Origin of the sequence: Nocardia lijiangensis NBRC 108240 (genome assembly GCF_001613045.1) — a bacterium.
GTDB lineage: Bacteria > Actinomycetota > Actinomycetes > Mycobacteriales > Mycobacteriaceae > Nocardia > Nocardia lijiangensis.
This window is the reverse complement of sequence record NZ_BDBP01000012.1, coordinates 11,529-36,967: the sequence shown is the minus strand read 5'-3', so window position 1 is coordinate 36,967 and position 25,439 is coordinate 11,529. Positions and strand designations below refer to the sequence as shown.

The following is a 25,439-nucleotide window of genomic DNA, read 5'->3' as shown; positions in this document are numbered from 1 at the left end:
GACGTGTCATCGTGGCCCCTACCGGTCATCAGTGATACACATCACTGCTATGGAGATGCTTTGTCACGACTACGGACCGGTGTGGGTGTAGGCCGCCCACGCGGAGGGCGTATTCGGGTACGCGTCGCGCAGACGCCGGACCGCGGAATGCAGTGCCAAGGCGGAATCACCGATGGCCGGAGCCTGGTCATCCGCCGCGAGCGCGTGGTGGACATCGCACGCCACCTGCTTCGACGCGAATTCGCCAATGGGCCATAGTGTTCCGATCACATGCCGGTACCCGGCCAGGTAGAGCGCGCCCGACAGATGCACCGCCTCGTCCACCAGCTCGAGGTTGGTCACCGCGGTCTCACACGCCGACAGGTAGGCCAGCCCGGCCCGCAGTCGCTGCTTGCTCAGGAAAGTCACGGTGAGCGGTCGCTCCTCGTGGTCGCGCAGCACCAGGCGACTCGACGCCGGGTCGATCGCATTCGTCACCCCGTGACAGGCGAAATGCGCCACCAGAAATTCCGGGAGCGCCGCCGCGACCGTCGCACGCACCGGATCGTCCAGAACCCGTGCACCGGGGACGATCTCGGCGATCGCCCCGGCCTCGGCCAGCGCACCGGGTAGTGGCATTCCCGGTGCGTCGGGCACGGCAACCACCACGGTTCCGCGCGGCCCGGAGTCCGTTGGCGCGGCCTCGGTGAGTCCGAGGCCGCGCAGCGTCGGAGTGTAGGACGACACGACCCGGTCGAGGACGGTCCGTGGCCGCGCACGCACCGCTGGATCCGTCGATCCCGCGTCGGCGTGCACACCCGCCGCGTGCAGCGGCAGGAATCCGAGCAATCCGACCGGGCACCACCAGATTCGGCGAGGCGTACCGCCTGGTGCGAGCGCTTCACCGAAACCGAGTGCGTTCAAGACGGTTTCGGCAATGCTGTCCCACATCCACGCCAGCACTTCGTGAATGCGCTGCTGCGCGCGGATGCGGGCGATGGGCGCCGCGTCCTCCGTAGTGGTGTCGGTGACGGCTCCGAGCAGTGTTCGGACGTGCCGCTCGAGGTCATCCCCGGTCAGTCGCTCCAGCGGAATGTGCAGTGCCTGCGGGTCGCGGTGCGCGTCGACCACGATGGCCTGTCCGTGCCGAACACCCATGAATACGTATACGACAGGGCCCGCGCCTGCGCGACCGACCAACCGGTCGAATGCCGGGCTCAGGAAATCCCGGAACTCCTCGTGCGCACGGATTCCACTCAGCACGCGCTCGTACTCGGCCAGTACAGTGCGCCGTAGGTCCGCCCGTCGTGGCGCGAGCGCCTCACTGTCGTCCGCGCCATCCGGATCGTCCACGTCTTCGCTGAGATCACGTTCCAGGATGTCCAGCCGGGCCAGTATGGCCCGGAATTCCCGTGCCAGCTCCGGATATTCCAGCTCGAGCCGGGTCAGGTCGGGGTCGCTCAGATGGAGACGGTCGGCCACCAGAATGCCGCGCGTCTGTTCCAGTACCTCGACCGCGCGCCGGGGCCCGGCCCGCCACAGCGCCGTATCCGCAAAACTCTCGGCGAGCGACGCCCGCCGCGCCGCCAAGTGAAACGTCCTGTCCTCCAGAGACAGTGCGCGATCGGCCAGTTGCGGGAACAACGCGACCGCATCGTCCAGATAGTCGAAGGCACGCTCGGCACCGAGCCCCAGCAGCAGGGCGTAGGCCCGCATCCGATCGGCCGCCGGTGCGTGGGCATGTCGCGCCGCCATATCGAGGGCGTCGACTGCTGTCCTCAGCAGCTCCGTGAACCGTCCAGGACCCGGTTCCAGGTCCAGCGCCGAGAGAGCGGCGGCGCGGCCGAGCGCGTACAGCCTGTGCGTCCGCGCCGGATGATCCGCCGCGGTGGCCTCGACGGCTTCCTTCGCGACACGAATTGCTCTGTCGAACAGGGCATCCCTAGTCGCCACCGATGCTTGCGACACCGCGCGGATCAGCAGTGTGGCGAGGTTGGTCAGCCGCAGCGCCCGGCGTGGGTGATCCGCGGAGGTCCGGTCGACCGCTTCCTCCTGCAAAGCCAAAGCGTCGGCCAGCACCTCCGGGTCACCCGCGAGTTCGAAGAGGCTGTTCAGGATGGCCGCGTGAATCCCGAGCGCAGCGGCATAGCTCGATTCCGTCTCCTCGTGCCCGGCGAGCACCCGCTCGTGCACCTGTGCGCATTCCTCGAGAACGCCCGGCTCTCCATTGCGCTTGTACTGTTCGTAGAGCGCACCGGCGAGGGCGCTCAGCCGATTGGTGTACTGCGGATGCCCTTCTGCGGTACCGGCACTCACCTGCCTGCCGAGTTCGACGGCCTCGGCCAGCACCACGGAATCCCCCTCCCGGCGATACTGCTGGAGCAGGGATTGGCAGAGGTTGTAGCCGAACCCGGCATGCTGATCGCGTCCGGGCGCGGTAGCCGCGACCGCGGCGCGGAAGGCCTCGCTCGCCGCGGCCAGTGCGGTCGGATCGTCGGTGTGCTCGAACCGCACCTGATGCGCGGTGCCGAGCACATTGAGCAGGGCACCCAGCTCAGGATCGTTGTCCTGCGCGGACGAGACGGCACGCTGCCCCAATTCGATGGCCTCGTCGAGTGATTCGGGATATCGGTTCCGCGCCAGCAGGGTCAGATCCGTACACAACCCGGACAGGTGCGCGAGGCTCGCGGGCTCATGCGAGAGGGCCGCCCGGTCCATGGCGGCCGCCTCCTCGAGCAGGGCCACCTCGCCCGTGGAGTCGAACTGCCGCCGCAGCGCACCGGCCAGTCTGGACCAGCATCGTGCGCGCTCGTTCACCGGTGCGACCGTCACGGCCGCGCGTGCCGCGTCCAGTGCCATGGACTCCATCTCGCGATCGACATTGTGGTCGAGGTAGGTCTCTGCGGCAGCCACGAAGTCGGACAGCACCAGGTAGTAGCCGGGATCGTCCCGGGGCGTGAGGGCCGCGATCACCGCCGCCACCTCCGCCGCCCAGCCCAGCAGACCGAGTTCGTCTCCGTCGTCCGCGAGTTCGCGCAGCGCTTCCAGCAGCACCTGGCATCGGTTCGCGGTCAGGACGTCCTGGAACCGCTCCGCCAGGATCGCATCGACCGCATCACGCACGGCGGCAGTGAACTCGGCCAGGGTATCGGCATCCCGGGTGAGCGAGAACCGCCGCGCCAGTGACAGCGCCAGCTCGAGGCGATAGCCCGCCGCCTCGACCGGGCGGGGGTTCGCGTCGGCGAGTTCGCTGCGCAGCACCTGCGCCGTCCAATCGAGCGGCCCGGCATCGCCGACCGTGTCGGCGATGAGCCGCATGGTCTCCATTGCATCACGCACTACCAGGCTGCGAATCTCGGCCGCCGACGCGCTGTTCACTGCGTGCACGACCAATTCCGCGGCCTCGTCCAGCAGCCGCCGATCGTCCTCCGCCCTTCCCAGCTCCGCCAGCGCGTTGGCCAGCCGAGTCTCGATGATCGGCCGCGCATCCTGGTCGGCGGGCCGCCGATCCAGTCGCACGAGCAGGTCTCGGCCGAGCGAAACCGCTTCGCGCATTAGTTCTTTCGCGCCGGTGCGCGCATGGATGCGCATCAGGACCAGCATCTGTTCCACGGCAGTGCCCAGATAGGACTGCTCGCCTGCGGGGCTGGTATCGGCCGCGAGCGCGGCGAGGGCCGATCGCGCCATGTCGGCGGTCTGGGCCAGCCGCGCCCCGTCGGCATCCCCGATTTCCTGGGCCGCGGACATGGCCTCGTACAGTTCGTACATGACGGCGTCGCGGTCCGGACTGTCTTCGGGAACCGCCGAAACCGCCTGCCGCAGTATGGCGATCCCCTCGTCGAATCCGCCCGGATCGCGATCCCGCGCGGCCACGGCCGCCACCGCCTTGCCCAGTTGCGCCAGGTACAGATAGCGCCGGGGATTGTCCTCGGACGCCGACGCCACACCGGCGCGGCCGAGGTCGACGGCTTCGTCCAATCCGCTCAGGTCGCCCGTCTCCTGGGCCAGCATCGTGATCGTGGCGGCGAGATTAGCGAAAAACCTCGGCCTGTTGGGATTCTCGGGCGCGGCGAGATCGGAGGCGGTGCGCTGCGCGTCCAGGGCTGCACGCAGCGCGCCGACGTCCCCCTCGGCCTCGTAAAGCCGCAACAGCGCCAGTCCCAGCGCGGAGTGCGCGCCCGGGGCATCGTCGCCGTCGCGCAACGCCTGCACCGCGCGCCGGGCCGCCGTCACCCCGGCCTCGACGTGGTCGGGTCGGCCTGTCGTCCGGTACAGCACCTGGTGGGCGGTGCTGAGTTCGGCGAGCAAGGTACTGAGCGACAGTCCTGCCGGGACCGGTTGCGCCGCGGCGGCGGTCGCCACCGCCACGATTTCCGCGGCACGCGCGCCGACCTCTCCGTCGATGAGGTTGAGCAGCCGGAGCTCGTGGGCGAGCTCGTACTGCAGCCGCGTGCGCACCGAAACATGCTCGGGCACAGCATCGATCGCGATGCGCAGAAAGTCCGCCACCATGAGCCGCAGACTGTAATCGCGCTGCTCCACCGCCGCCTCGTACAGTGCGGCCGACAGACGGGTGGCGGCATCCACGATCCACCAGACGGTGCCGGGTTTCTCACGAGTTCGGCCCCGCAGGAATCCCGCTGTTCCGGCGGCCGTTTCCCGCGTCGGGGACCGCCGGAACAGCTCATCCAGCATTGCGGCCGCCGACTCCAGGTTGTCGGCGTCGAACTCCCCTGGCACCCACACATTCACCGGCAGCCTCCGGAACGCCCGCATTTGGTGGACTTTGGCCCTAGGGTAGATCACATGGTGAGGTTCTTTCGCCGAAAGGATCAGCTGGACAACGCCTGTCGCGTCCGCTTCGCGAATCTGTGCCGCACATTCGAGCAGTGGCCGGAGACCGAGAACCTGCTGTCCGACGCGGGCGCGGGACCGGCGCTGCGGCGTATCCGCGAACTGCTGCCGGATACGCCGATCGACTCCGCCGAGGCGCGGGAGCTGCTGGATGCCGTCGATCGCGCGGGCCTGGTGATCGGGTTGGAAGGCGTCACCACGGGAACCAAGGGCTATCGGCCACTGCCCGCGGGATTCGAGCAGCGCACCGATATCACGGCGTGGGTGTGCCCGTTCCAGTGTTGCGACAAGGCTGTTCTTCCCGGGGAATCCGAGGCGGTCCCACGGTGTGCCCTGGGTCCGGCCGGGACCGCGATGGTCGAGTTCACGGTCGACTCGTGACCGGATTCCTCGCCGAACTCGGCAAGAAGCTGGCGGAGCGCTGGCTGGAGCTGCTGGTGCTGCCCGGTGCGCTGTGGGTCGCGGCGACGGTGGCGGGCGGGTATCTCGGGCACGCGCACGCGGTGGATGTGCCTCTGCTGCGGGCTCGACTCGATCAGCAGGCCGCGCAATCCAGGAGCGCCGCAACGCTACTGCTACTCGTGGTCGCGTTTCTGCTGGTGTCCGCGGCCGCTGGATTGCTCGCGTCCGCCCTTGGCGGCCTGGTGGAGCGGGCACACGCCCTGGTCGGCCATTACGGGGCGCCTCGGCAGCTCCGGGACGTGCGAATCGGATTGTGGCGCAGGGCGGATCGCTGCTACCGTCGCGCACTGGCCGCCGCCGCACGGGCCACGTCCCCACGGGTGCGGAGGGCGGCGAATCGTCGTGTTTTCCGCGCCCTTGCCCGGCGACAGCACCTCGGTGACGCGATGCCCACCCGCCCCACCTGGGTCGCGGACCGGTTCGCGGCGGCCGATTCCCATCTCGACACGAAATACGGTGTGACGCCGACGGTCGTCTGGCCTCGGCTGTGGACGCTGCTGCCCGACGCCCTGCGCGCGGATCTCGGCACCGCCCGGGACGCGTATTCCGCCGGTTGCCGTCTCATCGGATGGGGTGTGCTGTATCTGCTGCTCGGCTGTGCCTGGTGGCCCGCGCTGGCGGTCGGTGCCGTCGCCGTCGTCACCGGTTCCGTGCGATCCCGGTCCGCGGCCCGCACCCTCGCGGAGCTGACTGTCACCGCGGTCGACCTGCATCTGGCCGACCTGGCGGAACATCTAGGACTCAGCACGATTCGGCCGCCGGACCGGGCGGTCGGCGAATGGATCATGAACGCCCTGCGCTGATACTGCTCCGGCACTCGCGTGAATCGATGCTGGACGACCATGGCCGAGTTCACGGTCGACCCGTGAGCGGATTCGTCGCCGAACTCGGGAAAAGCTCGCCGAACGCTGGCTCCAGCTGCTCGTGCTGCCCGGCGCACTATGGGTAGCGTCGGTCATCGCGGGGACGAATCTGGGACACGAGCGAGCGGTGGACACGCACGTGCTGCGAATTCGCCTGGAACAGCAGACTACCCAGTTCACCGGAACCTCGTCGCTCGCCTTCCTCTTGTCGGATTTCCGCTCGTCTCGGCCGGGGCGGGCTCGGGCGCGTCCGCGCTCGGCCAAGTCATCGAACAGGTACACGCCCTCCCTGGCCGCAGGTCCACCCCGGCTCGCACGCCTTGTGCGCCTTCACCTCTGGCGGCGCACCGACGCTCGTCACCGGCGTGCGATCGCCCTCGCAGCGACCGCCATACCGGGATGACGACGTCGCTCGACAAGACGTCGCGCCCTGCGCGGCCGCCGACGTCCTGAGCAAGTCACGGCGAGAAAGATCGCTCAAAGTTCAGATCCTCTCAATCGGTCTACGCCAGTACCGGGCTGCCAAGGGAACTCTTACCCGCTGGCCGCCGGGCAGTCTTTTGTGGTCGACCCCCCGCACGGTAACGGAATGACGTGGTGGTGTGTCCCGACACGCCAATCGAGAACGATGACGACAGCCTGAAGGAGTAATGGACCGAGCACATCTGGGGGTCAGCTAGCCGGGAGTTTCACCACCGGATCGGGGCCTAGATCGGTGATATATACGTCGCCCGCCGAGTCGACCGCCACACCCTGGGGATTCTTCAGGCCGGTGAACGGCACCGGGGTCGGCGTCGACGCGCCGGCCGCCAACATCACCACCGATTTGTTACCCCAGTCGACGACGTACACATCTCCAGCCGTGTCGACCGCCAAGGCCTGGGGATTCTTCAGGCCGGTGAACGGCAGCGGGGTCGGCGTCGACGCGCCGGCCGCCAATTTCAGCACCCGATCGCTACCCATGTCGGTCACGTATACGTTGCCCGCCGTGTCGACCGCCACACCGGTGGCCAGGCTGACGCCGGTAAACGGCAGCGGAATCTGTGACGAGTAACCCGAGGCGATAGATGTGGGCGGGTCACCACCGCCGCCTGATTCCCGTTGGACACCGAGGACGACAGCTACGATGGACACCACCACGACCGCGACTGCGGCGGCGAGCAGCCCGGCGGTCTTGGGCGACAATCTGATTCGCCGCCCACGGCGCGCAGCCACGCCCCCGGTGGTGCCGACCGCGGAATCGCCCACCGCGGCGCGGGCCGCCGCGGCCAGCTCGCGAGCGGTCTGGTAACGATCGTCGGGATTTTTGGCCATTCCCTTGGCGATGATGGCATCGAACGCAGTCGGTACACCGGGTGTAGTGGTGCTGGGACGCGGTGGCGGGGTGTGCAGGTGATGGGCGATCACACCCTGCATCCCCAATGTGCTCGCAAACGGCGGACGACCGGTCAGGCACTCATAAAGCACACACGTCAACGCGTACACGTCCACACGGGCATCGGCCTTGACCTCCGCGCCGATCTCCTCCGGCGCCATGTAGGCGACGGTGCCGATCGTCTCGCCGGTCGCGGTCAGCGTACGGTCGTCGGCGGCGTGGGCGATCCCGAAGTCGATCAGGGACGCGAACTCATCGGTCCCCAGCAGGATATTGGTGGGTTTGACATCACGGTGGACCAGCCCGGCGTCGTGGGCCGCCTGCAGCGCGCCGGCCACCTGCGCGACGATCGCCACTGCCCGCTGCGGCGACAAGGCCCCTTCTTGCGTGATCACCTTGCGCAGGTCGGTGCCCTCGATCAAGCGCATATTCAGATAGAGCCGACCGTCGATGTCGCCGAAGTCGTGGATGGGGATCACATGCGGCTCGGTCAACTGCGCCACCGCCCGGCACTCCCGGCGGAACCGCTCGCGCAGCTGCTCGTCATCGGCGAAGCGCTCGGGCAACAGCTTGAGCGCCACCACCCGGTTGGTCAGCGAATCATGCGCCCGCCACACCTGGCCCATGCCGCCCTGACCCAGCACCGATAACAGCCGATAGCGCCCGAAGGCCACCGCTGGCCCCGACGCCCGGGCGGTGTCTTCGCCACCCATTGGTATGTCATCCATTGTGCCGTCCCGTGACCACTCGTCTGGCTAACGGCGTACTCGCTTGCAATCCAACCCGCGCCCGCGAGCAAGATAGGTTCACACTAGTCGATTCAGCTAGGCCAGATGCTCAAACGGGCCGCCGCACGAGTGCTGGCGCGCGCGTTGAGCACCGCCAGCCGCCGCGAACGCGCTGTGGTCGAAACCGGGTCGGCGTTGCCGCCGGGACGGGTACGGATGCGCGTACGGTGGCCGCGACTGGGTGCCGCTCGTGGTTGTAGGTGTCCAGCAGTGTGTCGGGTGCGGGGCCGTTGAGCACGGCGGCCAGTTTCCAGCCCAATTTCACCGCGTCCTGGATTCCGAGGTTCAGGCCCTGTCCACCGATCGGCGAATGGATGTGTCCGGCATCTTCGGCCAGGAAGGCGCCTGTGGCGGTAGTCGGTGATCTGGCGGAATCCGTCAGAGAATCGTGATATCCACCGTGCCTGGCGCAGGCCGTAATCGGTGCCCAGGCCGTCGCGCATGACCGGACCGGACGGCCCTTCGACGAACACCTCGACCCCGTCATCGTCTTGACGCAGATCCACGACAGTGGTGGCCCATGCGAATCGGGCCCCGATCTCGACGGCACGGGTAGCGCGGCGCGGGCACCGCCGTGGTCTATCCCACCCTGCTCGCTGTGATCGGCGATGTCGCCCACCCCATCCGGCGAGGCCGCGCCGTCGGCGTCTACCGCGTCTGGCGAGACCTCGGCTACGCCGTCGGCGCCATCCTCGGCGGAGTGGTCGCCGACCTGATGGGCCTGCACGCCGCCGTCTGGGCCGCCGCCATCGTCAGCGCCGCCACCGCCATAGCCGTCGGCGCCCGCATGTACGAAACCCACCGACCACCGTCGAAGTGCGAAGACGGGCGGTCAGCGCTCTAGCCGTGCGGCGAGGGTGGGTAGGCCGGGGCCGTTGAGTTCGCCGATCACCGCGGGGCGTCCGGCCATGGCCATGAGCAGTGCTTCGCCCGCGCCCGCCACCGTGGGCCCGTTGCCTGTCGACCAGTCCAGATCGGTGGCCTGCAACCGCAGCCCGCGGATGCGCCAAGGCAGACCCAGCCTGGGGTTGGTGTGGGCCGCTGTCAGCACCCGGTGCAGCCGTTCGGGTGGGATGGTTCGCGGCATGCCCAGTGAGCGGCGGATGTCTTGATGGTGAATGGTGCCATCGACCAGAGCGATCATGCCGCCGAACCCTGCGGTCAGCCCACGCGGGCGCAGATGAGCGTGCAGGAAATCCAGCAGCTGCTCAGGGGTTTTCGTCGCGAGCTCGTCGACACCAACCTGGTTGGCCCGCAGCAGCCGCCCCTTGGCAAAGCGTTTGGCCAGCCCCCACGTGTCGAGCTCCTCGTAGCTGAGCATATGGGCGACAACATCTTTCACCCGCCAGCGATCACACAACGTCGTCGCCTGCCACTGCTGCGGGGTCAGTATCGCCAGAAACGCCGCGAGGTCCTTGCGTTCGGCCTCGGCCATATCCATGTCATTCATCGTTGTCCTCCCGAGCGTGGAACGTCGGCCGCCGGGGCGATGTCTTCGTGGTTGGCGTGCGGTAGCCGGAGCGGGGTCAGCCTTGGGCTTCAGCGGTCGTGGCGAACAGTTGCAGCAGGGTGCTCCAGCCGCCGCCCTGTTCGACGATGGTGTCGTGGATGGCTTTGCCGTCGACGAGCCGGTCGAGGTGACGGTGTTCGAGGGTGACGCCGGTCTGCTCAGGACCTTCCGGAGTGAAACGGACCTCGATCTCGCTGGCATTGGCGGGATCCGGGTCGTATTGCCAGTGGCCGTTGATCTGCCAGGTCACCACCAGTCGGGTCGGCGGCTCCCACACCAGCACGCGGCCCCAATCGCACTCGGTGCCGTCGACCCCGCGCTCATACCAGCGTCCACCCTGACGGGGTTCGAGGATCGCGTCGGCCATCTCGGCCTGCCCGATGTGGTAGGCCGCCGGCCACCAGCTGCCGAACGATTCGGTGAAGAACGCGAACGCCTTGTCCAGCGACATGGCCACGGTCGCTTTGCCCTGCAAGACGGGCAGGATGGGTGTGCTCATGAAGGTTGCTCCTGTTCGGGATCGATTGCCGCCACGTCGGCGGCCTTCTGAAAAGCGGTCAGCGCGTCATCCCAGATCCGCTGGAAATACGCCTGAATCGCGGCGAGCCCATCCGGGTTGATCCGATAGATCCGCCGCGTCCCGTCCGGTGTGGCCACCACCAACCCGCCGTCCTTGAGCACCCGCAAATGCTGCGACACCGCTTGCCGGGTGATCGGCAACGATTCGGCCAGCTCCCCCACCGACGACGGCCGCCGCGCCAGACGCTCGAAGATCGCCTGCCGCATCGGATCCCCCAGAATCGCCAGATCCACATCTTTGAAAGCAGCCACGTACGTAAGTCTGCGCTTTCCCATGCGGTGGCGCAAGCCCACCGAGCGACCGAGGAGTAGCGCGGGCGAACGGTCTGAATGCCGCCACCTTCTGATCGGTGTGACGAGCGGGGTTGCATCGCGAGGGGAGGGCCTCGACGGTATCCGCAAAGCTGGAAAGACATCCGTGAGATGACGGTCGACGATCCGCCGGGTCGACATGCTGGTTTCTCGGGCTCTCTCAGCTCAACCCGTATTGAACCCCGCAGGCCACCACCTGCGGTTTTGCGATGATTCGGCTCGAAAAAGTCACCCGCCCTCCTGCATAACCGCAGGTAAAGCGGGTGACCTTATTGTGTCCGGAGGGGGACACACGCCGTCTTCACCGTCGGGTTGAGGCGGCCGCTGAGCGACGGTCCAATGCGGTGGCCTGAACAGCAACCAGTGCGGGCCGTGGGCACGCAGCCAGTAGTCGACTTCCTTGTTCACCCATTTCGAGGCGGCAGCGTGCGGGGCCAGCACCACGATGAAATAGGGGGCGCGTTCGATCGCGTCGGTGACCTTGCCCCACAGGTCGGGTGACCAAGCCCCTCCGAGAAAGCGGGAGAACCTCATCTCGGCCTTCACCCGCCAGGATGTGCGTGATCTGTCTGGGCCCAGGCGACGCTGGCCGGTGAACTGGCGGGACGGGCGGCCAGGACCATCTCGGCCCGGGAACTCGAGCAGCTCGGCGATGTCGTCCCCGAGTACGGCAGGGCCATGACCGCGGGCGATACCGACCGCATCGTGACTCTCGGCCGCGAGTTCCATCGCCGGATCAACCTCGCCGCCGATTCGCACCGTCTGGTGACGGCTGTTGGGTTCGATCGTCAAACAGTTACCCGACCGGTTCTTCGGCGATATCGAGGGTCACACCGAACAGACGCGCCATTTCCATCCGGCGATCCCCGAGGCGCTGCGCAAGCGCCGCGCCAAGACGGCGACCACGCTGATGCGCGATCACATCATGTCCGGCACCAACGATCTGGTGGCCGTGCTCGACGAGCACGGGCTCTGGGCCGAGGACGCCAAGTCCAGCGCCTAGAACGTTCACCTGTCGATGACGACGTGTCGAAGTTCTCGTCGATCTGGTTGTCGGTGAGGAACTCCCGCAGAAGTTGTGTGCCCCGGGTGTCCGACGGACAATACCGTCGACATCCACTGATCCAGGCCCGTTCGCGCGGCGCCTGCTGCCGGGAGGGCAGTCGGAATGTTCGTCGAACCGCTGTCGGGGCATCGCTATTTTCGGACCGACGACCCCGAGGTGGCCCGAGCGGGGATGGCCGGCATCCTGCGTGAGCACCGGCTCGACCCGGGCGCCTCCACCATGGAGGCCAGCTGCAATATCGTCCGGTACGGCGATATCGGCCTGGTCTACAAGCATTACGGGGTTCAGGTTCGGATCCGGACCGACCCCATCGAAACCTTCCGCCTGATTCAAATACCACTGGCCGGGTGGGTCCGGGTGCTCGACGGGACCGCCGATATTGCCTGCGACCCGGCGGTGGCCTCGGTTCCGGACCCGGATGCGCCCCTGGACATGAACTGGCACGAGAGCAGCAGGCAACTCCTGGTCCGATTCGACCGTGCCGCGTTGGACGACCATTTGCGGCGGATGCTGGGCCGGCCGCCAGATCGTCCGTTGCGGATGGCCATCGCCATGCAGTTGCGATCACCGGCCGCCCGGACCTGGTTCGAATCGCTGCGCATGCTGCAGACCGACGCCGAAGGTCCGGGCCTGTTTCTGGATCCGCGGCTGCGGCCGCAGGTCGAGCAGCTGATGATGTCGCAATTCCTGCTGGCCCAGCCGAACAGCTGTTCGGAGCTCCTGCTCGACGACGCCCCCGGAAGGTCGACGCCACGACCCATCCGCCTGGCCGAGCAACTCATTGCCGACCATGCGCACGAAATGCTCACCGTCACCGATATCGCAGAGGCAGTGGGACTTTCGGTGCGGAGTCTCCAGGAGGGCTTCCGGCGATACCTCGACACCACACCGACGGCGCGATTGCGTGAAGCCCGGCTGGTGGGCGTGCACTCCGCGCTGGTCGCCGCGGACCCCACTATGACCACGGTCGCCGCGGTGGCCGCAGACTGGGGGTTCTGGCATCTTGGCCGTTTTTCGGCCCTGTACCGGCGGCGATGGGGTGTGCCGCCGTCAGTGACGCTGCGCGCCTGACGCACCGCGCAGCCCGGACAGAACTCGCGCGAGGTGGATAGTCGCGGACGGTCCGGACCACCCATCATGAGTGCGGCGGATTTCCGCCCACCGATACTCGATCCCACCGGCTTTGAAGGGTCAATCATGTTGTCACTCAGACTGTTTAGCCGTCTCAGCGTCGCGGCGGCAGCCACCATCGCGGTCGCCGGGTACGGCGCAGCCCTCGCGCCGGCGCCGGCATCGGCGGCCTACGACTGCCCGGGCGGACTGTTCTGCGGCTACGACCACCGCGACGGCACCGGCATGTTCGTGCAGGTCGACAACAACTGCCTGCTGCACGACATCGGCAACGGAGGAATGGGAGATCGTCTGAGCTCGTACTGGAACCGCACCGGAAAGACGGTCGGCGTCTACAACTGGACTGGTCAGAAGTGGCAACTGCTCGTCTCGGTCCCCGACAACAGCAAGGGCAATGTGCCCGCCGACGGTGACAACAAGGCCGATGCCCTGTGGGTCTGCGGCTGAGGCTTGCAGTACTCGGTAGACCCTCCCGGCGCACCACCGGGAGGGTTTTCTGTCTGTCGCGCTGAAGACCGCCGACGTCACCTGTTCAACTGCCGCGAGTTGTCGGGCGTCCCTTGCGACCTGGACTACGACGTGGAGGTGCTCCTTTGCGGAGTGAGCGTGAGTGAGTTCGTAAGGCACGCGTCACATTCGCAAGTAGGTTCTCGAATATGGATAACGACGGACCCAGCCGGACAGCGCTCATCACCGCGTACGCCCGCGCCTATCACCAGATCGTTGACCGACCACAGATCTTCACCGACCCCCTGCGGCAGCGGCGCCCGCAACGAGACAACGCCGCAATGCCTGGTTCATCTGGAGTCTTTGCACCTCACAGAAGATTCAGCGGAAGTCGTTTGCGTGAGCCACTGCCCATTGATGAAAAGTACGAGGTGGATGGCCTGTCACCTCCTCCACCGTGGGGTAGATCAGGGACTCGTCGAGTGTCCGGTCGCTGTAGAAGCTGAGGAAGGCGCGGACATATTCCTCCGGCATCCTTTCGCTCATGTCGGCACGGGCCTGCTCATCGGTGAGCGGATGGAAGCGCAGATCGCGACCGAGCACCTGCGCGAGAATGGCCAGCCGCTCAGCCGGCAACAGCCGTTGCGGGCCGCTCAGCATGTGGATGCGTTCCTCGTGTCCGGAGTCGAGCAGTGCCCGCACCGCGACGGCCGCGATGTCATAGGGGTCGACGGATGCGATGGGCACATCACCGAAACCATCTTCGACGACGTCACTGGACCGTAGCTGGGGCAGCCAGCGCAGTGCGTTGGACATGAAAGCGTTGGGACGCAGAAAAGTCCAGGCCAGACCGGACTCACGGACTGCGCTTTCGGACCGGATCATGAACTCCGAGACAGCGTTTCGGGTGTCGGTGGCGACTGTGGCCAGACTGGACAGCAACACAACTCGTTTCACTCCTGCCTGCCGCATCGCGGTGAGCAGGCCCGGCATGTCGCGGTAGCCGGGCAGCAGGAACACCGCACCGACACCGTCGAGGGCGGTGGCGAGCGAGGCCGGCTCGTTCAGATCGCCGACGGCCTGCTCGACCGGCAGGTCGGTCTGCTCGCGTACCAACGCGCGGACCGGCTGCTGCTCCCGGACGAGTGCCTGGACTACTTCGCCGCCGACGTTGCCGGTGGCGCCTGTCACGAGGATCATCGAAGGGTCCTTCCGAAGTGTGCGGCGGCGGTGTCTGCGGCCAGCGTGACCTGGGGCTCCTGGTCGTAGAAGTCGAACTGGCTGCCCTGGGTCCACAGGATGTCCTTGCGGCCGGCGAGTCCGGCGTGGAAACGGCGGGCACCGTCGGGGATTGCGGCGTCCTCGCTGTGCACGAGCAGGGTGGGCTGGGTGATCTGTGGCGCCAAAGCGATGGAATCGTAGCTGAGCCAGCCCTCCCAGGCCATGAGAGCGAAACGGTTGGGCCAGGCGGGAATCCCGCCGCGGGCCGGGTTGAGGTAGAAGTCGATGTCGTAGGGCATGGCCGCGCGTGCGTCGGTCGCGCTGACCACCGGGACGTAGTCGATCTCGCCGGTCTCATCGAAATGCGCCCGAGCCTGCTTGGCGATCTGAATCTTCTCGGCGACCGCGTCCGCACCACCGTAGGCGAGCTCGCAGATGGCCGCGTCGTGCAGCCATGGCGCGATCAGGGCGAGGGAGCCGATGCGCGGGTCACGGGCGGCCGTACCTGCCATGTACATCGCGGCCGCGCAGATTCCCAGCGCGCCCAGCCGGTCGGCGTCGATCGACGGCTGTGAAGCCAGGAACGTCACGGCGTGGTGGGTGTCGTCGACCTTGAGTGCCGGGTTCTCCACCTCGCGCGGCTTGCCACTGGATTCGCCGAAGCCGGCGAAGTCGAACGACAGCGCGGCATACCCGCGGTCGGCAAGTTGTTCGGCGTAGCGGTCGGCCATGAGCTCCTTGACACTGGTCCAAGTCCCAGCCACCACAATTCCCGGAGCTGGGTCTTTGCTGTCAGGGAGAAACAGCGTGCCGGTGAGGGTGGCGTCCCCGCTGGGGAAGCTGACCTTGTGTTGAGTCGTCACGAAATGCCTTTCATGCGAACAATGGCGCAATGCACGGTGGGCGCGCCATCGCCCGTTGATATCGAATTTGCATGCATTCGCCGGTCAGTTTCTGGCTTGTCTACTGGAGGCCCGTTCCATCAGCTTTTCGTTGCCATCACCCCAGCGTGCGCACATCACCACCCCGGTGATCCGCCAGTTGTCGCCGGCGCGCCTCAGGTCGAATCGGTAAGTGCCGCCAAGCGTCCACAACGAGTCGCCGTACTCGGTGGCCAAACGGTGCGTGGCCTGGAACGGCGCAGTGCACACCGCGGTGTCACCCATGACGCTCGCCACTGGGTTGCCGAGCAGGTGCTGAGTGGAGGCGAAGCCGCCGAGTACCCGTGACCAGCCCTCGACGATCTGTTCCGGTGAGAGTGTCGCGGGTTCTCCGCCGTTGAGGCTCGTGTAGTCCAGACGTACCTCATCGGCGAACACCGTCTTCAGCATGTCCCACTCACGCTCGTCGGTGTGCCAGGCCATCTGCGTGCACACCTCCATCACGGCCTGGCGATCGGTCAGGCGCCGCATGTCTGCCGCGACACAGGATTCGTCGATCACGCTCATCGAGCCACTCCTGTTGGCCGCACGGCCGACGTTGACGGGAGGGCGATCTTCGGCACCGGATCCTCGAGCTTGCGAGGCTCGTCGCTTTCCCCGCGGTAACGGGGGTCGAAAACCATGGCAGTGAAGCCGTTGCCTGCCAGCATCCGCGCGTAGAGCCTCGGCGCCTGTTGCTGGCCGTATGTCATCGGCCCGATAATCGTAAGTGCCGCCGCGGGTTCAGTCGCGAACGCGGCCGGATACAGTCTGCGGACCAGGGACTCGCCACCGCTGGGGAAGCCGACTCGTTCACCGTCGGACGCGCCGACCGCCTTCATGGTCACTTCGAACACTTCTCATCCTGTTCTTTTTGAGTCACACCGGGCATGTCGGCGCATCCGCGTGCGCTGGGCGGACGCTCACGCTGCCCCGGTTCGAATGTGTTGCACTGCCTGCGAATGATCTTGGCGACGCCAGCGGCGGGACGGAAACAGCGATCCTCTGTGGCAGGGCACCACGAATCGTTGTGACAGCTAGGGTGATGCCGTGAGCGAGCTCGATCTTCGGCATCTGCGTTCGTTTCTGGCCGTGGCGCAGCAGCGGTCCATCACCCGCGCCGGTGTAGCGCTGCACCTGACACAACAGGCGGTGTCAACGCATGTGCAACAGCTGGAACGTTCGTTGGGGGTCGCGCTGTTGGTGCGCACCTCGCGCGGTGTTCTCCTGACCTCTGCCGGTGAGGAACTCGCGCTCGGCGCGGCGACGGTCATCGACGACCTCACCCGTCTGGTTGAACGAGTGCGCGCGGTCGCCGACGCCCAGACCGGCACTCTCCGACTGGCCTGCTGCCCAGCCGCTACCGCGCTGTTCGCCGTCGCCGTGGCCGATGCACTCGAGTCGCAGGTTCACGGGCTGCGAGTGATGTTGAGCAGTGCCCGACACCCCAAGCACGAACTCGAACTTCTTCACACCGGGCGCGCAGACGCGGCCTTCATGTGGTTGCCGATCGCTGACGCCGGTCTGCACCACGCGACGGTGCGCCGCGATACCCGTGCCGTGGCGCTGTCGCCGCGCCACCCTCTGGCCCACCGCACGACTGTGACGCTCATTGACATCGCCGAGGATCCTGTCCTGCGTCCCGATGTCCTCACCTCCGAACAGGCACAACGGTTCTGGATCGCCGACCCGAGACCCGACGGCCGCTCAGCTCCGGCCGGCCCGGTAGTGCCCACCGTGGAGGACTGCCTGCTCGAGGTCGGCCGCAACCGCGGTATCTGGATCGCGCCCCAGCCGCTCGGCGCCGCGATGCCCATCGGCGATCTGCGCTGGGTCCAGCTCACCGACGCCGAACCCTTCGACCTGGCTGTCGTATGGACCGACCAGGCACCCCAGCCCCTGATTACACGGTTGATAGCCGAGGTCCGTGCCGTTGTCGGTCACGATCGGCGACGGGATGCTGCATAAGGCCGACGCTGTCGATCACTGAGGGCAATTGTGTCGTCGCGCCGCTCTCCATCCGAGTGGTCGAGCCCGGCGAACGCTGGGCGTCCGGTCCGGTCACGCTGCTCGGCGATGCCATCCAGGCCACCCCACCGACCGGCGGCAACGGCGCCAACACCGCCCTGCGCGACGCCGACCTGCTCCGCCGCTGCCTCACCGGAGGCCGCGACCTCCTCGGCGCGAACGGCGACTACGAGCGCCAGATGTTCGAATAAGGCGCCGAGGCCGTCCGCTTCGGCCTCGAGGCGCTGCCCGCCATCGCCCCGCAGACAGAACCGGCCTGACAGAAACCGAAGGTGCTGACTCTGGCTGACCTCGAAGCCCCCATCCGGACATGGGTAAGGCAATCCGTGGGCTGCACGGTGACGATGCATCCAGATTCTCCGGCGAACGCTCTTCGACGGAACTGCGCCCTACCGCGCACTCTGCCGCCGCGCTGGCGGTAGCTGGTGGATCTGCGTCGATAGGCCGAGACTGTTATTGCCTGCCCGCGCCATACGGCACGCGACCACACGGGTCGCGCTCGCCTCGGAACCGCCAGATCGGGCGAGGTGCGTGGGTCTCCGCCTATCGACATGAAGGAGGCTGGAAATGAATCACTCAGACTTGGACCCGACCTTCTATCGGAGCGCAGCGGAGGCGGCGGCCGCGCCACCGGAGCGGCTCGCATACGTTGTTGCGTTCGACCGCGCGGCACAGAAGCCAGATGCGCTGTCAGTAATCGATGTGGATCCGGGCTCGGCCACCTACGGCCGGGTGGTGGGCTGGACCGAGGTACCCCACCTGGGCAACGAGCTGCACCATTTCGGCTGGAACGCCTGCAGCAGCGCGCTGAAGCACAAGGGCCACCAGATTGAGGGGCTGACTCGGCGGTACCTGATCGTGCCGGGTCTGCGCTCGTCGCGCCTGTACGTGTTCGACACCCAGCCCGACCCACGCCAGCCCACCCTGTCCAAGATCGTGGACAGCTCCGAGCTCGCGGCCAAGGCCGGCTACTCCCGTCCACACACGCTGCACTGCGGGCCGGACGGTGTGTTCATGACCTGCCTCGGCGGGGCAGACGGATCGGACGGGCCGGGCGGGATCGCGCTGCTCGATCACGGCACGTTCGATGTGCTGCGCCAATGGGAGACCGACCGTGGGCCGCAATACCTCGCGTACGACGCCTGGTGGCATCTCAACCAGAACACGCTGATCAGCAGCGAGTGGGGCACCCCAGCCATGATCGAGGACGGGCTGAACCCGGAGCTGCTGCTGGCCAACAAGTACGGCCACGCGATCCACTTCTGGGACCTCAGCGCCGGTCGGCACCAGCAGCGGATCGATCTCGGCGAGCAGTACCAGATGGCACTCGAGCTGCGCCCGTCGCACGATCCGGACGCCGCTTGGGGGTTCGTCGGCGTGGTGATCTCGACCGAGGATCTGTCGGCCTCCGTGTGGCGTTGGCACCGCGATGGCGGCGTGTGGGCGGTCGACAAGGTGATCACCATCCCGGCCGAGCCGGCCGATCCCGACCTGCTGCCGCCGGCGCTGAAACCGTTCGGCGCGGTGCCGCCGCTGGTCACCGACATCGACCTGTCGGTCGATGACGCATACCTCTACGTCTCGTGCTGGGGTACCGGGGAGCTGAAACAGTTCGACGTGCACGATCCGGCCGACCCGAAAGAGACCGGGTCGGTCCGGCTCGGCGGGATCGTGGGCCGCACCGCCCACCCGGCCGCGCCGAACCAGCCGCTTGTCGGCGGCCCCCAGATGGTCGAGATCAGCCGTAACGGTCGGCGGGTCTACGTCACCAACTCGCTCTATGGCGCGTGGGACGACCAGTTCTACCCGGATGGGGTTGGCGCCTGGATGGCCGTGATGCGCATCGATCCCGACCGCGGAATGACCATCGACGAGTCGTTCTTCCCGCACGACGAGGACTTTCGAGGTCTGCGGGTGCACCAGGTGCGCCTCCAGGGCGGCGACGCCTCCTCCGACTCCTACTGCTACCGGTAGTCGGGTCGAGCGGGGACCACTGGATCTCTACCGCGTATGCCCGGTCGGCGAAGTGTCCGCACACGTCCAACCTCGGACACGCTGTTGGCGCTAGGAGATCGTCCCCAGAGGTGCTCGCCGAAAGCCCCAGGCGGCTTGGGGTTTGAACTTAGCAGCCTCGTCGGCGTAGCGGGACGATCGTCGTGTCGGTTGGCATGCTCGGCCGGGCTGCTTCCGGGGTGGTCAGCAACGCGAAGTCGACGTGGTTGTTCTGTTCTGCCGCCCGTGATCTCGAGCCGGATTATTCAGAGCCATCTGCATGTCGTCGGTCACCACCGTGCCGTGGGGTCCCCCCGTGTCGGGGTGGTCAGCGGCCAGCACCCGCATCCGGTCGACGAGATTCTGGTCGAGCAACTCGATCGCTTCGGTCACGCGGCCCGCCACCGGAATTCGTCGCCCCGCTGATCGGCTTGCCACGGCCGGTTCAGTCACCACCGGACGTTGGACGAGGCGCCCCTCTCGCGCCCCTGAGCGAGCGCCGGGAATCGGTCAGAGCGCCCGCTTCAGCCCGACGTGACTGTTGTCGTACCCGAGCCGCGCATAAAAGGCGTGAGCCCGCTCGCGGACACGGTCTGTGGTGACCTGCGCGAGCGTCGCACCTCGGTGCCTGCCGTGGTCGTGTGCCCACTCGAGCATCGCGGTTCCGATGCCGCGAGAGCGTTCCGAGGCAGCGACCCGGACTCCCTCGATCTGGAGGCGGGTGGCGCCGCCGCGGGAAAGCCCCGGAATGATGGTGAGCTGCATGGTGCCGACGATCCGGTCGCCCTCGTCCCGGACCACGGCCAGATAGTGCGACGGGTCCCTGGTGACGGCGTCGTATGCCTCCTCGTAGCGGGCAATTTCGAAACCTTCGCGGGTACGGCCGATCTCGTCGTCGGAGAGCAGCGCGACCAGCGCTGGCACGTCGGCACGCCCCGCCCGCTGCACACGATAGATCCGGTCGCCGAGTCGGAGCCGACCACCGACCGAAGCCCGTGCCCGTGACTGCAGTCGGGCGATCAGCGTGTCCAGCCAGGCGCCGACGTGCCGCCGGGCTTCGGGAGTGTCCGGATACCGGCAGCGCAGGTGCAGCCCCGCCTCGTCGAGGATGAACCAGAGCATCACGCCGTCGGTCCGAATCGTCGCGCCGACGTACTGCGCCTCCAATCCGGTCGCGTCGACTCGCACCGGCAGCCGACGCAGGTCCAGCCACGAAATCGCGAACATCCCCGGCGCCTCGGGCATCCCGCCCCACGGACGCAGGATGTCCTCCAGTGGCCAGGACCCCATCCGGACGGCCTCCTTCACCGCCTCCGCGCTGGCACGGGGATCGGAGTCGGCCGACTCGAGCACCGAGTTGGTGATGAACCACCCCACCGAGTCGTGCCAGGTGGTGTCGTACCGACTGTGCACCGGAAACACGGCCCGCAGTGCGGTGCCGGCCAACTCGTGGGTCACCTCGGTCATCGCCCCCACCACCAGCGCCAAGGTCGAGACGCCGTCGTCGCGGGCCTGCGCCGAGAACGCGGCGCTGTCGTCGACGTCGAGGACATCGCGCACCTCCACGCGCTCCTCCTGCAACGTCGCCTCACCCAGCGGCAGCGGGAACCGTGGCATCACATCGCCGCTGCCCGCCAGCACCTCTGCCCAGCGGCGGTGCACCTCGTCGGGTGCCGGCGGGCGGTCCCGCAGCGCGCGGGTGTGCTCCGCGAAGGCGGGTGCTGGCGGCAACGACGGTGCACGACCCTTCTGCACCGCGGCCAGCGCGGTGAGCAGGTCGCGCACGATCACCAGCATCGACCACATGTCGACATGCGCGTGGTCGGCGGCGACCACCACGGTCGGCCCTACCGCGGTCTCGAGCACGCAGAGCCGGTACGACGGACGACCGTACGGTGAACAAGCACGGTCGAGCACGGCGCGGAGCGCATCGTTGACCGCCTGCCCCGGAGCGATCACATGCTCGACCCAGCCGCCGGGGCGGATATCGACCTCGTGCAGCCGAGGCTCGCCGTCCTCGCCCGGCACGAAGACCGACCGCAGCGTGCCGTGCCGCTCGATCACCGCCAGCCAGCAGGTCGCGAGCTCGTCGGGCGGTACCGGCGCGGAGAGCCTGAAGGACAACGCCATCCAGGATCCCGCTCGGTCGCCGGCGCCGACGTGGCGCCGCTGGTCGAAGGACACGGGAAGTGACCGGCCCACCCGACCCGCAATGACGTCGAAGCCCAGCAGGCGGCCGAACGGCAGGCGCAAGTGCGCGACATTGGTCAGCCGCATGACGGTATCCTAGGCTTCTTCCCGAGCGATCGCCGTCTCACCAGCACCTTGGAGCCGCCGTGCCGACCTTCCGTGTTCCCGGCGCCGACCTCGCCGTGGAACTGAGCGACGAGGGCGGCCACCCCGTCGTCCAACTCCACGGCCTCACCTCCAGCCGCCACCGCGACCGTCTGATGGACCTCGATCTCGGCCGCGGACTCAGCGGAACCCGACTGCTGCGGTACGACGCGCGCGGCCACGGCCACTCGACGGGCCGTACCGTCCCCGAGGACTATCGGTGGCCGGTTCTGGCCGATGACCTGCTGAAACTGCTCGACCACTGGTTCCCCGGTGAACAGGTGCACGGTGTCGGTCCTTCGATGGGCACCGGGACACTGCTGCATGCCGCTGTCCGCGATCCTGCCCGATTCGCCGGCCTCACCCTGCTGGTGCCCGCGACCGCCTGGCGCACCCGCGCCGCGAAGGCCGACCTCTACCGGAAGAATGCTCGCTTGATCGAGGAACAGGGACTCGACGCCTTCCTCGGTGCCGATCTCACCGTGCCTCGCCCGCCGGCCACCGTCGGAACGCCGGAAACCGTGCCGGATGTCGCCGAGCACCTACTGCCCTCACTGTTCCGCGGGGCAGCGATGAGCGACCTGCCCGCCCCCGAGGCGATCGCCGCGATCGAGGTGCCGACCACGGTGTTGGCCTGGATCGACGACCCCGCCCATCCGGTGTCGACCGCCGAGGCGCTGGTGGACCTGCTGCCGACGGCCACACTGGAGGTGGCGCACACATCGGCCGATCTCGCACGCTGGCCGAGCATCCTGTGCGAGGACGTAGCACGACACGGGTAGGCACGACGCCCTAGCGATTCGTTCTGGGGCCAACCGCCCGATACGATCGCCCGTGCCCCACAGCTCGCCGTCGGCCGGTCCGACGGGGGCCCGAGCGCCCAAATGTACGCTCTGGCTACACGGAACTGATCGAATCGGTCCCAGGACGGGTGCATAACAGCCGAGCGCCAGCCGGATCTCGTGTGGCGCAGCGCCAGGCCGCACGCCCCGCGCCCGCCGGTGATGCCACCACTGGCGTCGCGAACAACATTGCGGCACAGAACTATTCGTTGCCATGCGCTTATGGCCGGCTCCGCCGGTGGCGGATCACCGAACGGGTCAGCAACTGACATTCGAGTGTCGGTCGTCGCGTCGCAGGCAAACTGCGAGACGACATGAAAATGTCAGTCGGACGGCGAAATCGAAATGTCAACTGGCTCTAGCCATCGATAGTCCGCCGCGTATCAGTCGCCCTGCTCTACCCCCACGGCGCGGCGATGCCGACTAGCAAGGCGTGACGTCCGGCCCTGGGCCGCTAGTCGGTCCAGGGTTCATCTACTCGGAGTTGACTATCCAAGTTGCATTGAACGCAATTCATCCTGGTTTGTCGGCCACAGACCGAGATCGACTCGGGCACTAGGCTGTTCGCGACGTCGGTCGTAGCGCAGCGTGGTGGCCGGGTTCTTGTGCCGGGTCAGTGCCATGACGTCCTCGAGCGGGACACCGCGGTCGAGCGCTTCGGTGGACATCCTCGTGCGCGCGCCGCGTTCGGGCGGCGGACGCTCAGGGCGAGCGTCATACGATGGTGGACCATCGGGAGCGCCTGCGCGGCGCTCGTTTTGGCGTCCGGGTGGGCGTTCGGGGCGATGCCGTCTCGTGAGGTAGCCGACGCGGGCGAGTTGTCCGACGCGGGTAGCCCGGGTGGTCGTGCTGGCGCCTCTCGTATGGCTGGCGGTGACGAGCGCTCTTGTGGTCACGGCTGGGGCTATCGGCTTGCGCGATCCACGCTCCCCCCCGATTGGCGGTTTCGGTCATGATCGCGATCGGCCTGTGGGGCGTCGGCTACGTGGTGACCGCCGCCGTGCTGCTCGCTACCGCCTCGCTAGACGAGCACCACGCCCCCGCGGTCGCCGTATGGGGTGTGCCCGCTTGGCTGCTGCTGTCGGCGGTCGGCGCGGCCAGTCCGGCCGCGACCGTCCGCCGACAGATGGCCGCTAGGCGGTCCGCCGCGTTCGAGTGACGCCATGAAATGAAAATTGCCGGTTAGGCTGCGTCGGCGACCAGCTCGCCGGCCTCGTGATGGGCGATGTGGTCGACGGCCTTGTCGTAGGTGCCGAACACGCGCGAGTGCACGAGCCCGCGCGCGTCCATCCAGATCGCCTCGAAACCGCCGGGCACGCGCTCGATCTCGCCGAGCTGCCCGAGCCGCACGAGCCGCCGTCGGCGCGCCTGCTCCAAGTCGATGACGTGAGCACGCAAGCGCGGCAGTCTGCCCGCGATCGCCGCGGCGCTGGCTGCACTCGCCGCCGCGGAAATGTGCCCGTAGCGCGCGTCCGTGATCGCGATCGATGAGTGCCCGGCGTCGCGGGACACGACCCAAATCGGCTCGCCGTCCTGTAGGCGCCACGAAATCCCGGTGTGGCGACTGGTGTAGGGCGTGAGCTTTTTGCCGACCAGCCGCTTAGCCAGGTGGCCGTACCGGTCCCGCAGCACGCCGTACCGCAGGCCCTCCCAGCCACTTCGGCCGGTGAACGGGGCTGGGTCGCCAGCGGCCAACGCGCGCAGCCGGAGCATCATCGGCGCCCATCCCTCATCCCAGAACCGGATCGAGGTCACCGGCCGTCCGGTGTGCGACAAGAACAGCTGTTCGCTGGCGTCGCGGTCGAGGTCGAGGCGTGCCACTGTCTCGAGCGGCACGAACGTCGTGCGGATACCGCGCGCCGATTTCGGGTCGCCGAGCTCGAGCCTGCCGTTGGCCCACTTCCACGCCTTCGTGATCGACACCGCGCCCGTGTGCCGATTGATGTCGCCGACGGTGAGCGCGCCTTGCTCACCGGGCCTCGCCATCGACATCACGCCGAACTCCCACCACGCGCGCCAGCGTGGTGCCAGCAGCTCGTCGACGAGCTCGAACTCGTCCTCGCTGAGGTGGTCGACCTCGCGCGCAATCCGTTTGGGCAGCTTGGTTTCCGCGCACGGATTCCATGCGATGAGCGGCGTCGGCCGACGGCGAGCCGCCGCACCCATCGCCGCGCACAGCAGTCCGTGTTTGTTGGCAATGGTTTTCGGGTTCGCCGGGGCGTGTGATGCGGTAGCGCACTTGGCTTACCGTGCTGCCGTCCTTGCGAACGCGGATGCGAGGTGTCGTCTTGCGGGGTTGTGCCATCGGGGCGTGGTCCTTTGACTCGGGCCGAATCCCCTCAGATTCCCGTTTGTGGACCGCAATGTGGACGCAGAAGGGGCGCAATCTCGCGATTACGCCCCTGACCTGCTGTTTTTCTGTGTCCGGAGGGGGACACAAGCCTTAACCACAGAGATCGACCTGCAGAAACGATGATCGACTACGACTCCACCCCGGTGGGCCGCGTCGGCTCGAAGCATGTGGCTCGTGCGACCGGTCGGCGCGGGGGTGTCGGGCACCACCGGCCTCGGCTTCACCATACGGAAACGGTGCGCTTGTCAGTGGGTGGCGGCAAAGTGGTAGGCGTCAAGGTGATTGGAGAAGGTGGGGGTGCACCGATGGATCGGGAACAGTTCGCTCAGGCTGTGTTCTGGAAGCTGGTCGCCCATGGCGTGACCGATGTCGAGTACCTGGCT

Annotated in this window: 22 protein-coding genes and 3 pseudogenes; 12 read left to right on the top strand and 13 right to left on the bottom strand. The window is 67.5% G+C overall.

The genetic code is table 11. The annotated features are described in order from the left end of the window. Positions 1-69 precede the first annotated feature (69 nt). The gene (locus NL1_RS04410) at positions 70-4,755 is read right to left on the bottom strand and encodes a CHAT domain-containing protein (RefSeq protein ID WP_067834569.1); all 4,686 of its coding nucleotides are present in this window, start codon (positions 4,753-4,755) and stop codon (positions 70-72) included. A gap of 30 nt (positions 4,756-4,785) precedes the next feature. On the opposite strand from NL1_RS04410, the gene NL1_RS04405 reads away from it, so the two are divergent. Both NL1_RS04405 and NL1_RS04400 read left to right on the top strand, forming a co-directional pair. Beyond that, a complete protein-coding gene (locus tag NL1_RS04405) occupies positions 4,786-5,214 on the top strand; it encodes a hypothetical protein (RefSeq protein ID WP_067834568.1) in 429 nt (142 codons plus the stop codon). Further along, positions 5,211-6,098 carry a hypothetical protein gene (locus NL1_RS04400; RefSeq protein WP_067834566.1) on the top strand — a complete coding sequence of 296 codons (888 nt, stop codon included), beginning with the start codon at positions 5,211-5,213 and terminating at the stop codon, positions 6,096-6,098. The genes NL1_RS04405 and NL1_RS04400 overlap by 4 nt, the downstream gene beginning before the upstream one ends. A 732-nt stretch (positions 6,099-6,830) precedes the next feature. On the opposite strand, the gene NL1_RS04395 is transcribed toward NL1_RS04400, so the two are convergent. Further along, positions 6,831-8,246, bottom strand: coding sequence for a serine/threonine-protein kinase (locus tag NL1_RS04395; protein WP_245673088.1), 1,416 nt, complete (start codon positions 8,244-8,246; stop codon positions 6,831-6,833). A gap of 205 nt (positions 8,247-8,451) precedes the next feature. Beyond that, positions 8,452-8,749 (bottom strand): annotated as a pseudogene (locus tag NL1_RS39265) (FAD-dependent monooxygenase); the annotation flags it as partial. Positions 8,750-8,880: 131 nt separating this feature from the next. Here NL1_RS39265 and NL1_RS04390 point away from each other — a divergent pair. Beyond that, a pseudogene (locus NL1_RS04390) lies at positions 8,881-9,165 on the top strand (MFS transporter); the annotation flags it as partial. Here NL1_RS04390 and NL1_RS04385 read toward each other — a convergent pair. From NL1_RS04385 to NL1_RS04375, 3 genes are all read right to left on the bottom strand, one after another. Beyond that, on the bottom strand, positions 9,154-9,771 hold the full coding sequence (locus NL1_RS04385) for a maleylpyruvate isomerase family mycothiol-dependent enzyme (RefSeq protein ID WP_067834561.1): 618 nt from the start codon (positions 9,769-9,771) through the stop codon (positions 9,154-9,156). The pseudogene NL1_RS04390 and the gene NL1_RS04385 overlap by 12 nt on opposite strands. Before the next feature lie 76 nt (positions 9,772-9,847). After that, on the bottom strand, positions 9,848-10,330 hold the full coding sequence (locus tag NL1_RS04380; protein ID WP_067834559.1) for an SRPBCC family protein: 483 nt from the start codon (positions 10,328-10,330) through the stop codon (positions 9,848-9,850). Further along, positions 10,327-10,686: an ArsR/SmtB family transcription factor gene (locus tag NL1_RS04375; protein WP_067834557.1), complete on the bottom strand. Its 360-nt coding sequence runs from the start codon at positions 10,684-10,686 to the stop codon at positions 10,327-10,329. The genes NL1_RS04380 and NL1_RS04375 overlap by 4 nt, the downstream gene beginning before the upstream one ends. A gap of 621 nt (positions 10,687-11,307) precedes the next feature. On the opposite strand from NL1_RS04375, the pseudogene NL1_RS40130 reads away from it, so the two are divergent. The 4 genes and pseudogenes from NL1_RS40130 to NL1_RS04360 form a co-directional block, all read left to right on the top strand. Then, positions 11,308-11,475 (top strand): annotated as a pseudogene (locus tag NL1_RS40130) (FCD domain-containing protein); the annotation flags it as partial. A 22-nt stretch (positions 11,476-11,497) separates the two neighbouring features. Next, positions 11,498-11,725, top strand: coding sequence for a GntR family transcriptional regulator (locus tag NL1_RS39255; protein ID WP_245673085.1), 228 nt, complete (start codon positions 11,498-11,500; stop codon positions 11,723-11,725). Positions 11,726-11,890: 165 nt separating this feature from the next. After that, on the top strand, positions 11,891-12,859 hold the full coding sequence (locus tag NL1_RS04365) for an AraC family transcriptional regulator (RefSeq protein WP_067834555.1): 969 nt from the start codon (positions 11,891-11,893) through the stop codon (positions 12,857-12,859). 66 nt (positions 12,860-12,925) lie between these two features. Further along, a complete protein-coding gene (locus NL1_RS04360) occupies positions 12,926-13,366 on the top strand; it encodes a peptidase inhibitor family I36 protein (protein WP_084510296.1) in 441 nt (146 codons plus the stop codon). A 381-nt stretch (positions 13,367-13,747) separates the two neighbouring features. On the opposite strand, the gene NL1_RS04355 is transcribed toward NL1_RS04360, so the two are convergent. Genes NL1_RS04355 through NL1_RS04340 form a run of 4 tightly spaced genes read right to left on the bottom strand, consistent with a single transcriptional unit; the run spans position 13,748 to position 16,364 of the window. Further along, complete coding sequence (locus NL1_RS04355) at positions 13,748-14,566, bottom strand: NAD(P)H-binding protein (RefSeq protein WP_067834551.1); 819 nt, start codon at positions 14,564-14,566, stop codon at positions 13,748-13,750. Then, positions 14,563-15,480 (bottom strand): alpha/beta hydrolase, encoded by a 918-nt coding sequence (locus tag NL1_RS04350; RefSeq protein WP_156094652.1) that lies wholly within the window; start codon positions 15,478-15,480, stop codon positions 14,563-14,565. The genes NL1_RS04355 and NL1_RS04350 overlap by 4 nt, the downstream gene beginning before the upstream one ends. Positions 15,481-15,534: 54 nt before the next feature. Further along, complete coding sequence (locus NL1_RS04345) at positions 15,535-16,035, bottom strand: nuclear transport factor 2 family protein (protein WP_218024352.1); 501 nt, start codon at positions 16,033-16,035, stop codon at positions 15,535-15,537. After that, a complete protein-coding gene (locus tag NL1_RS04340) occupies positions 16,032-16,364 on the bottom strand; it encodes a hypothetical protein (RefSeq protein WP_156094651.1) in 333 nt (110 codons plus the stop codon). The genes NL1_RS04345 and NL1_RS04340 overlap by 4 nt, the downstream gene beginning before the upstream one ends. Positions 16,365-16,557: 193 nt before the next feature. On the opposite strand from NL1_RS04340, the gene NL1_RS04335 reads away from it, so the two are divergent. From NL1_RS04335 to NL1_RS04325, 3 genes are all read left to right on the top strand, one after another. Then, positions 16,558-17,475, top strand: coding sequence for a LysR family transcriptional regulator (locus NL1_RS04335; RefSeq protein ID WP_067834545.1), 918 nt, complete (start codon positions 16,558-16,560; stop codon positions 17,473-17,475). Positions 17,476-17,531: 56 nt separating this feature from the next. Continuing rightward, on the top strand, positions 17,532-17,726 hold the full coding sequence (locus tag NL1_RS04330; RefSeq protein ID WP_067834543.1) for an FAD-dependent oxidoreductase: 195 nt from the start codon (positions 17,532-17,534) through the stop codon (positions 17,724-17,726). 376 nt (positions 17,727-18,102) lie between these two features. Further along, complete coding sequence (locus NL1_RS04325; RefSeq protein WP_067834541.1) at positions 18,103-19,509, top strand: selenium-binding protein SBP56-related protein; 1,407 nt, start codon at positions 18,103-18,105, stop codon at positions 19,507-19,509. A 222-nt stretch (positions 19,510-19,731) separates the two neighbouring features. On the opposite strand, the gene NL1_RS37225 is transcribed toward NL1_RS04325, so the two are convergent. Together NL1_RS37225 and NL1_RS04320 are read right to left on the bottom strand one after the other, a co-directional pair. Then, positions 19,732-19,920 carry a hypothetical protein gene (locus tag NL1_RS37225; protein ID WP_156094650.1) on the bottom strand — a complete coding sequence of 63 codons (189 nt, stop codon included), beginning with the start codon at positions 19,918-19,920 and terminating at the stop codon, positions 19,732-19,734. A 117-nt stretch (positions 19,921-20,037) separates the two neighbouring features. Beyond that, entirely contained in the window at positions 20,038-21,804 is a 1,767-nt protein-coding gene (locus NL1_RS04320) for a GNAT family N-acetyltransferase (RefSeq protein ID WP_067834539.1), read from the bottom strand. A 59-nt stretch (positions 21,805-21,863) separates the two neighbouring features. Between NL1_RS04320 and NL1_RS04315 the strand changes: the two genes are divergently transcribed. Continuing rightward, a complete protein-coding gene (locus NL1_RS04315; protein ID WP_067834537.1) occupies positions 21,864-22,643 on the top strand; it encodes an alpha/beta fold hydrolase in 780 nt (259 codons plus the stop codon). Positions 22,644-23,655: 1,012 nt separating this feature from the next. After that, positions 23,656-23,862, top strand: coding sequence for a hypothetical protein (locus NL1_RS04305; protein WP_067834533.1), 207 nt, complete (start codon positions 23,656-23,658; stop codon positions 23,860-23,862). A gap of 23 nt (positions 23,863-23,885) precedes the next feature. Here NL1_RS04305 and NL1_RS04300 read toward each other — a convergent pair whose 3' ends face one another. Then, on the bottom strand, positions 23,886-24,869 hold the full coding sequence (locus tag NL1_RS04300; RefSeq protein WP_067834531.1) for a site-specific integrase: 984 nt from the start codon (positions 24,867-24,869) through the stop codon (positions 23,886-23,888). Positions 24,870-25,439: the final 570 nt, after the last annotated feature.

Coding starts and splice junctions, on each gene's coding strand:
- NL1_RS04410 (WP_067834569.1), bottom strand. CDS start 4,755: ATGCGGGCGTTCCGGAGGCTGCCGGTGAATGTGTGGGTGCCAGGGGAG.
- NL1_RS04405 (WP_067834568.1), top strand. CDS start 4,786: ATGGTGAGGTTCTTTCGCCGAAAGGATCAGCTGGACAACGCCTGTCGC.
- NL1_RS04395 (WP_245673088.1), bottom strand. CDS start 8,246: ATGGGTGGCGAAGACACCGCCCGGGCGTCGGGGCCAGCGGTGGCCTTC.
- NL1_RS04385 (WP_067834561.1), bottom strand. CDS start 9,771: ATGAATGACATGGATATGGCCGAGGCCGAACGCAAGGACCTCGCGGCG.
- NL1_RS04380 (WP_067834559.1), bottom strand. CDS start 10,330: ATGAGCACACCCATCCTGCCCGTCTTGCAGGGCAAAGCGACCGTGGCC.
- NL1_RS04375 (WP_067834557.1), bottom strand. CDS start 10,686: ATGGGAAAGCGCAGACTTACGTACGTGGCTGCTTTCAAAGATGTGGAT.
- NL1_RS04365 (WP_067834555.1), top strand. CDS start 11,891: ATGTTCGTCGAACCGCTGTCGGGGCATCGCTATTTTCGGACCGACGAC.
- NL1_RS04360 (WP_084510296.1), top strand. CDS start 12,926: ATGAGTGCGGCGGATTTCCGCCCACCGATACTCGATCCCACCGGCTTT.
- NL1_RS04355 (WP_067834551.1), bottom strand. CDS start 14,566: ATGATCCTCGTGACAGGCGCCACCGGCAACGTCGGCGGCGAAGTAGTC.
- NL1_RS04345 (WP_218024352.1), bottom strand. CDS start 16,035: ATGAGCGTGATCGACGAATCCTGTGTCGCGGCAGACATGCGGCGCCTG.
- NL1_RS04325 (WP_067834541.1), top strand. CDS start 18,103: ATGAATCACTCAGACTTGGACCCGACCTTCTATCGGAGCGCAGCGGAG.
- NL1_RS04320 (WP_067834539.1), bottom strand. CDS start 21,804: ATGCGGCTGACCAATGTCGCGCACTTGCGCCTGCCGTTCGGCCGCCTG.
- NL1_RS04305 (WP_067834533.1), top strand. CDS start 23,656: ATGATCGCGATCGGCCTGTGGGGCGTCGGCTACGTGGTGACCGCCGCC.
- NL1_RS04300 (WP_067834531.1), bottom strand. CDS start 24,869: ATGGGTGCGGCGGCTCGCCGTCGGCCGACGCCGCTCATCGCATGGAAT.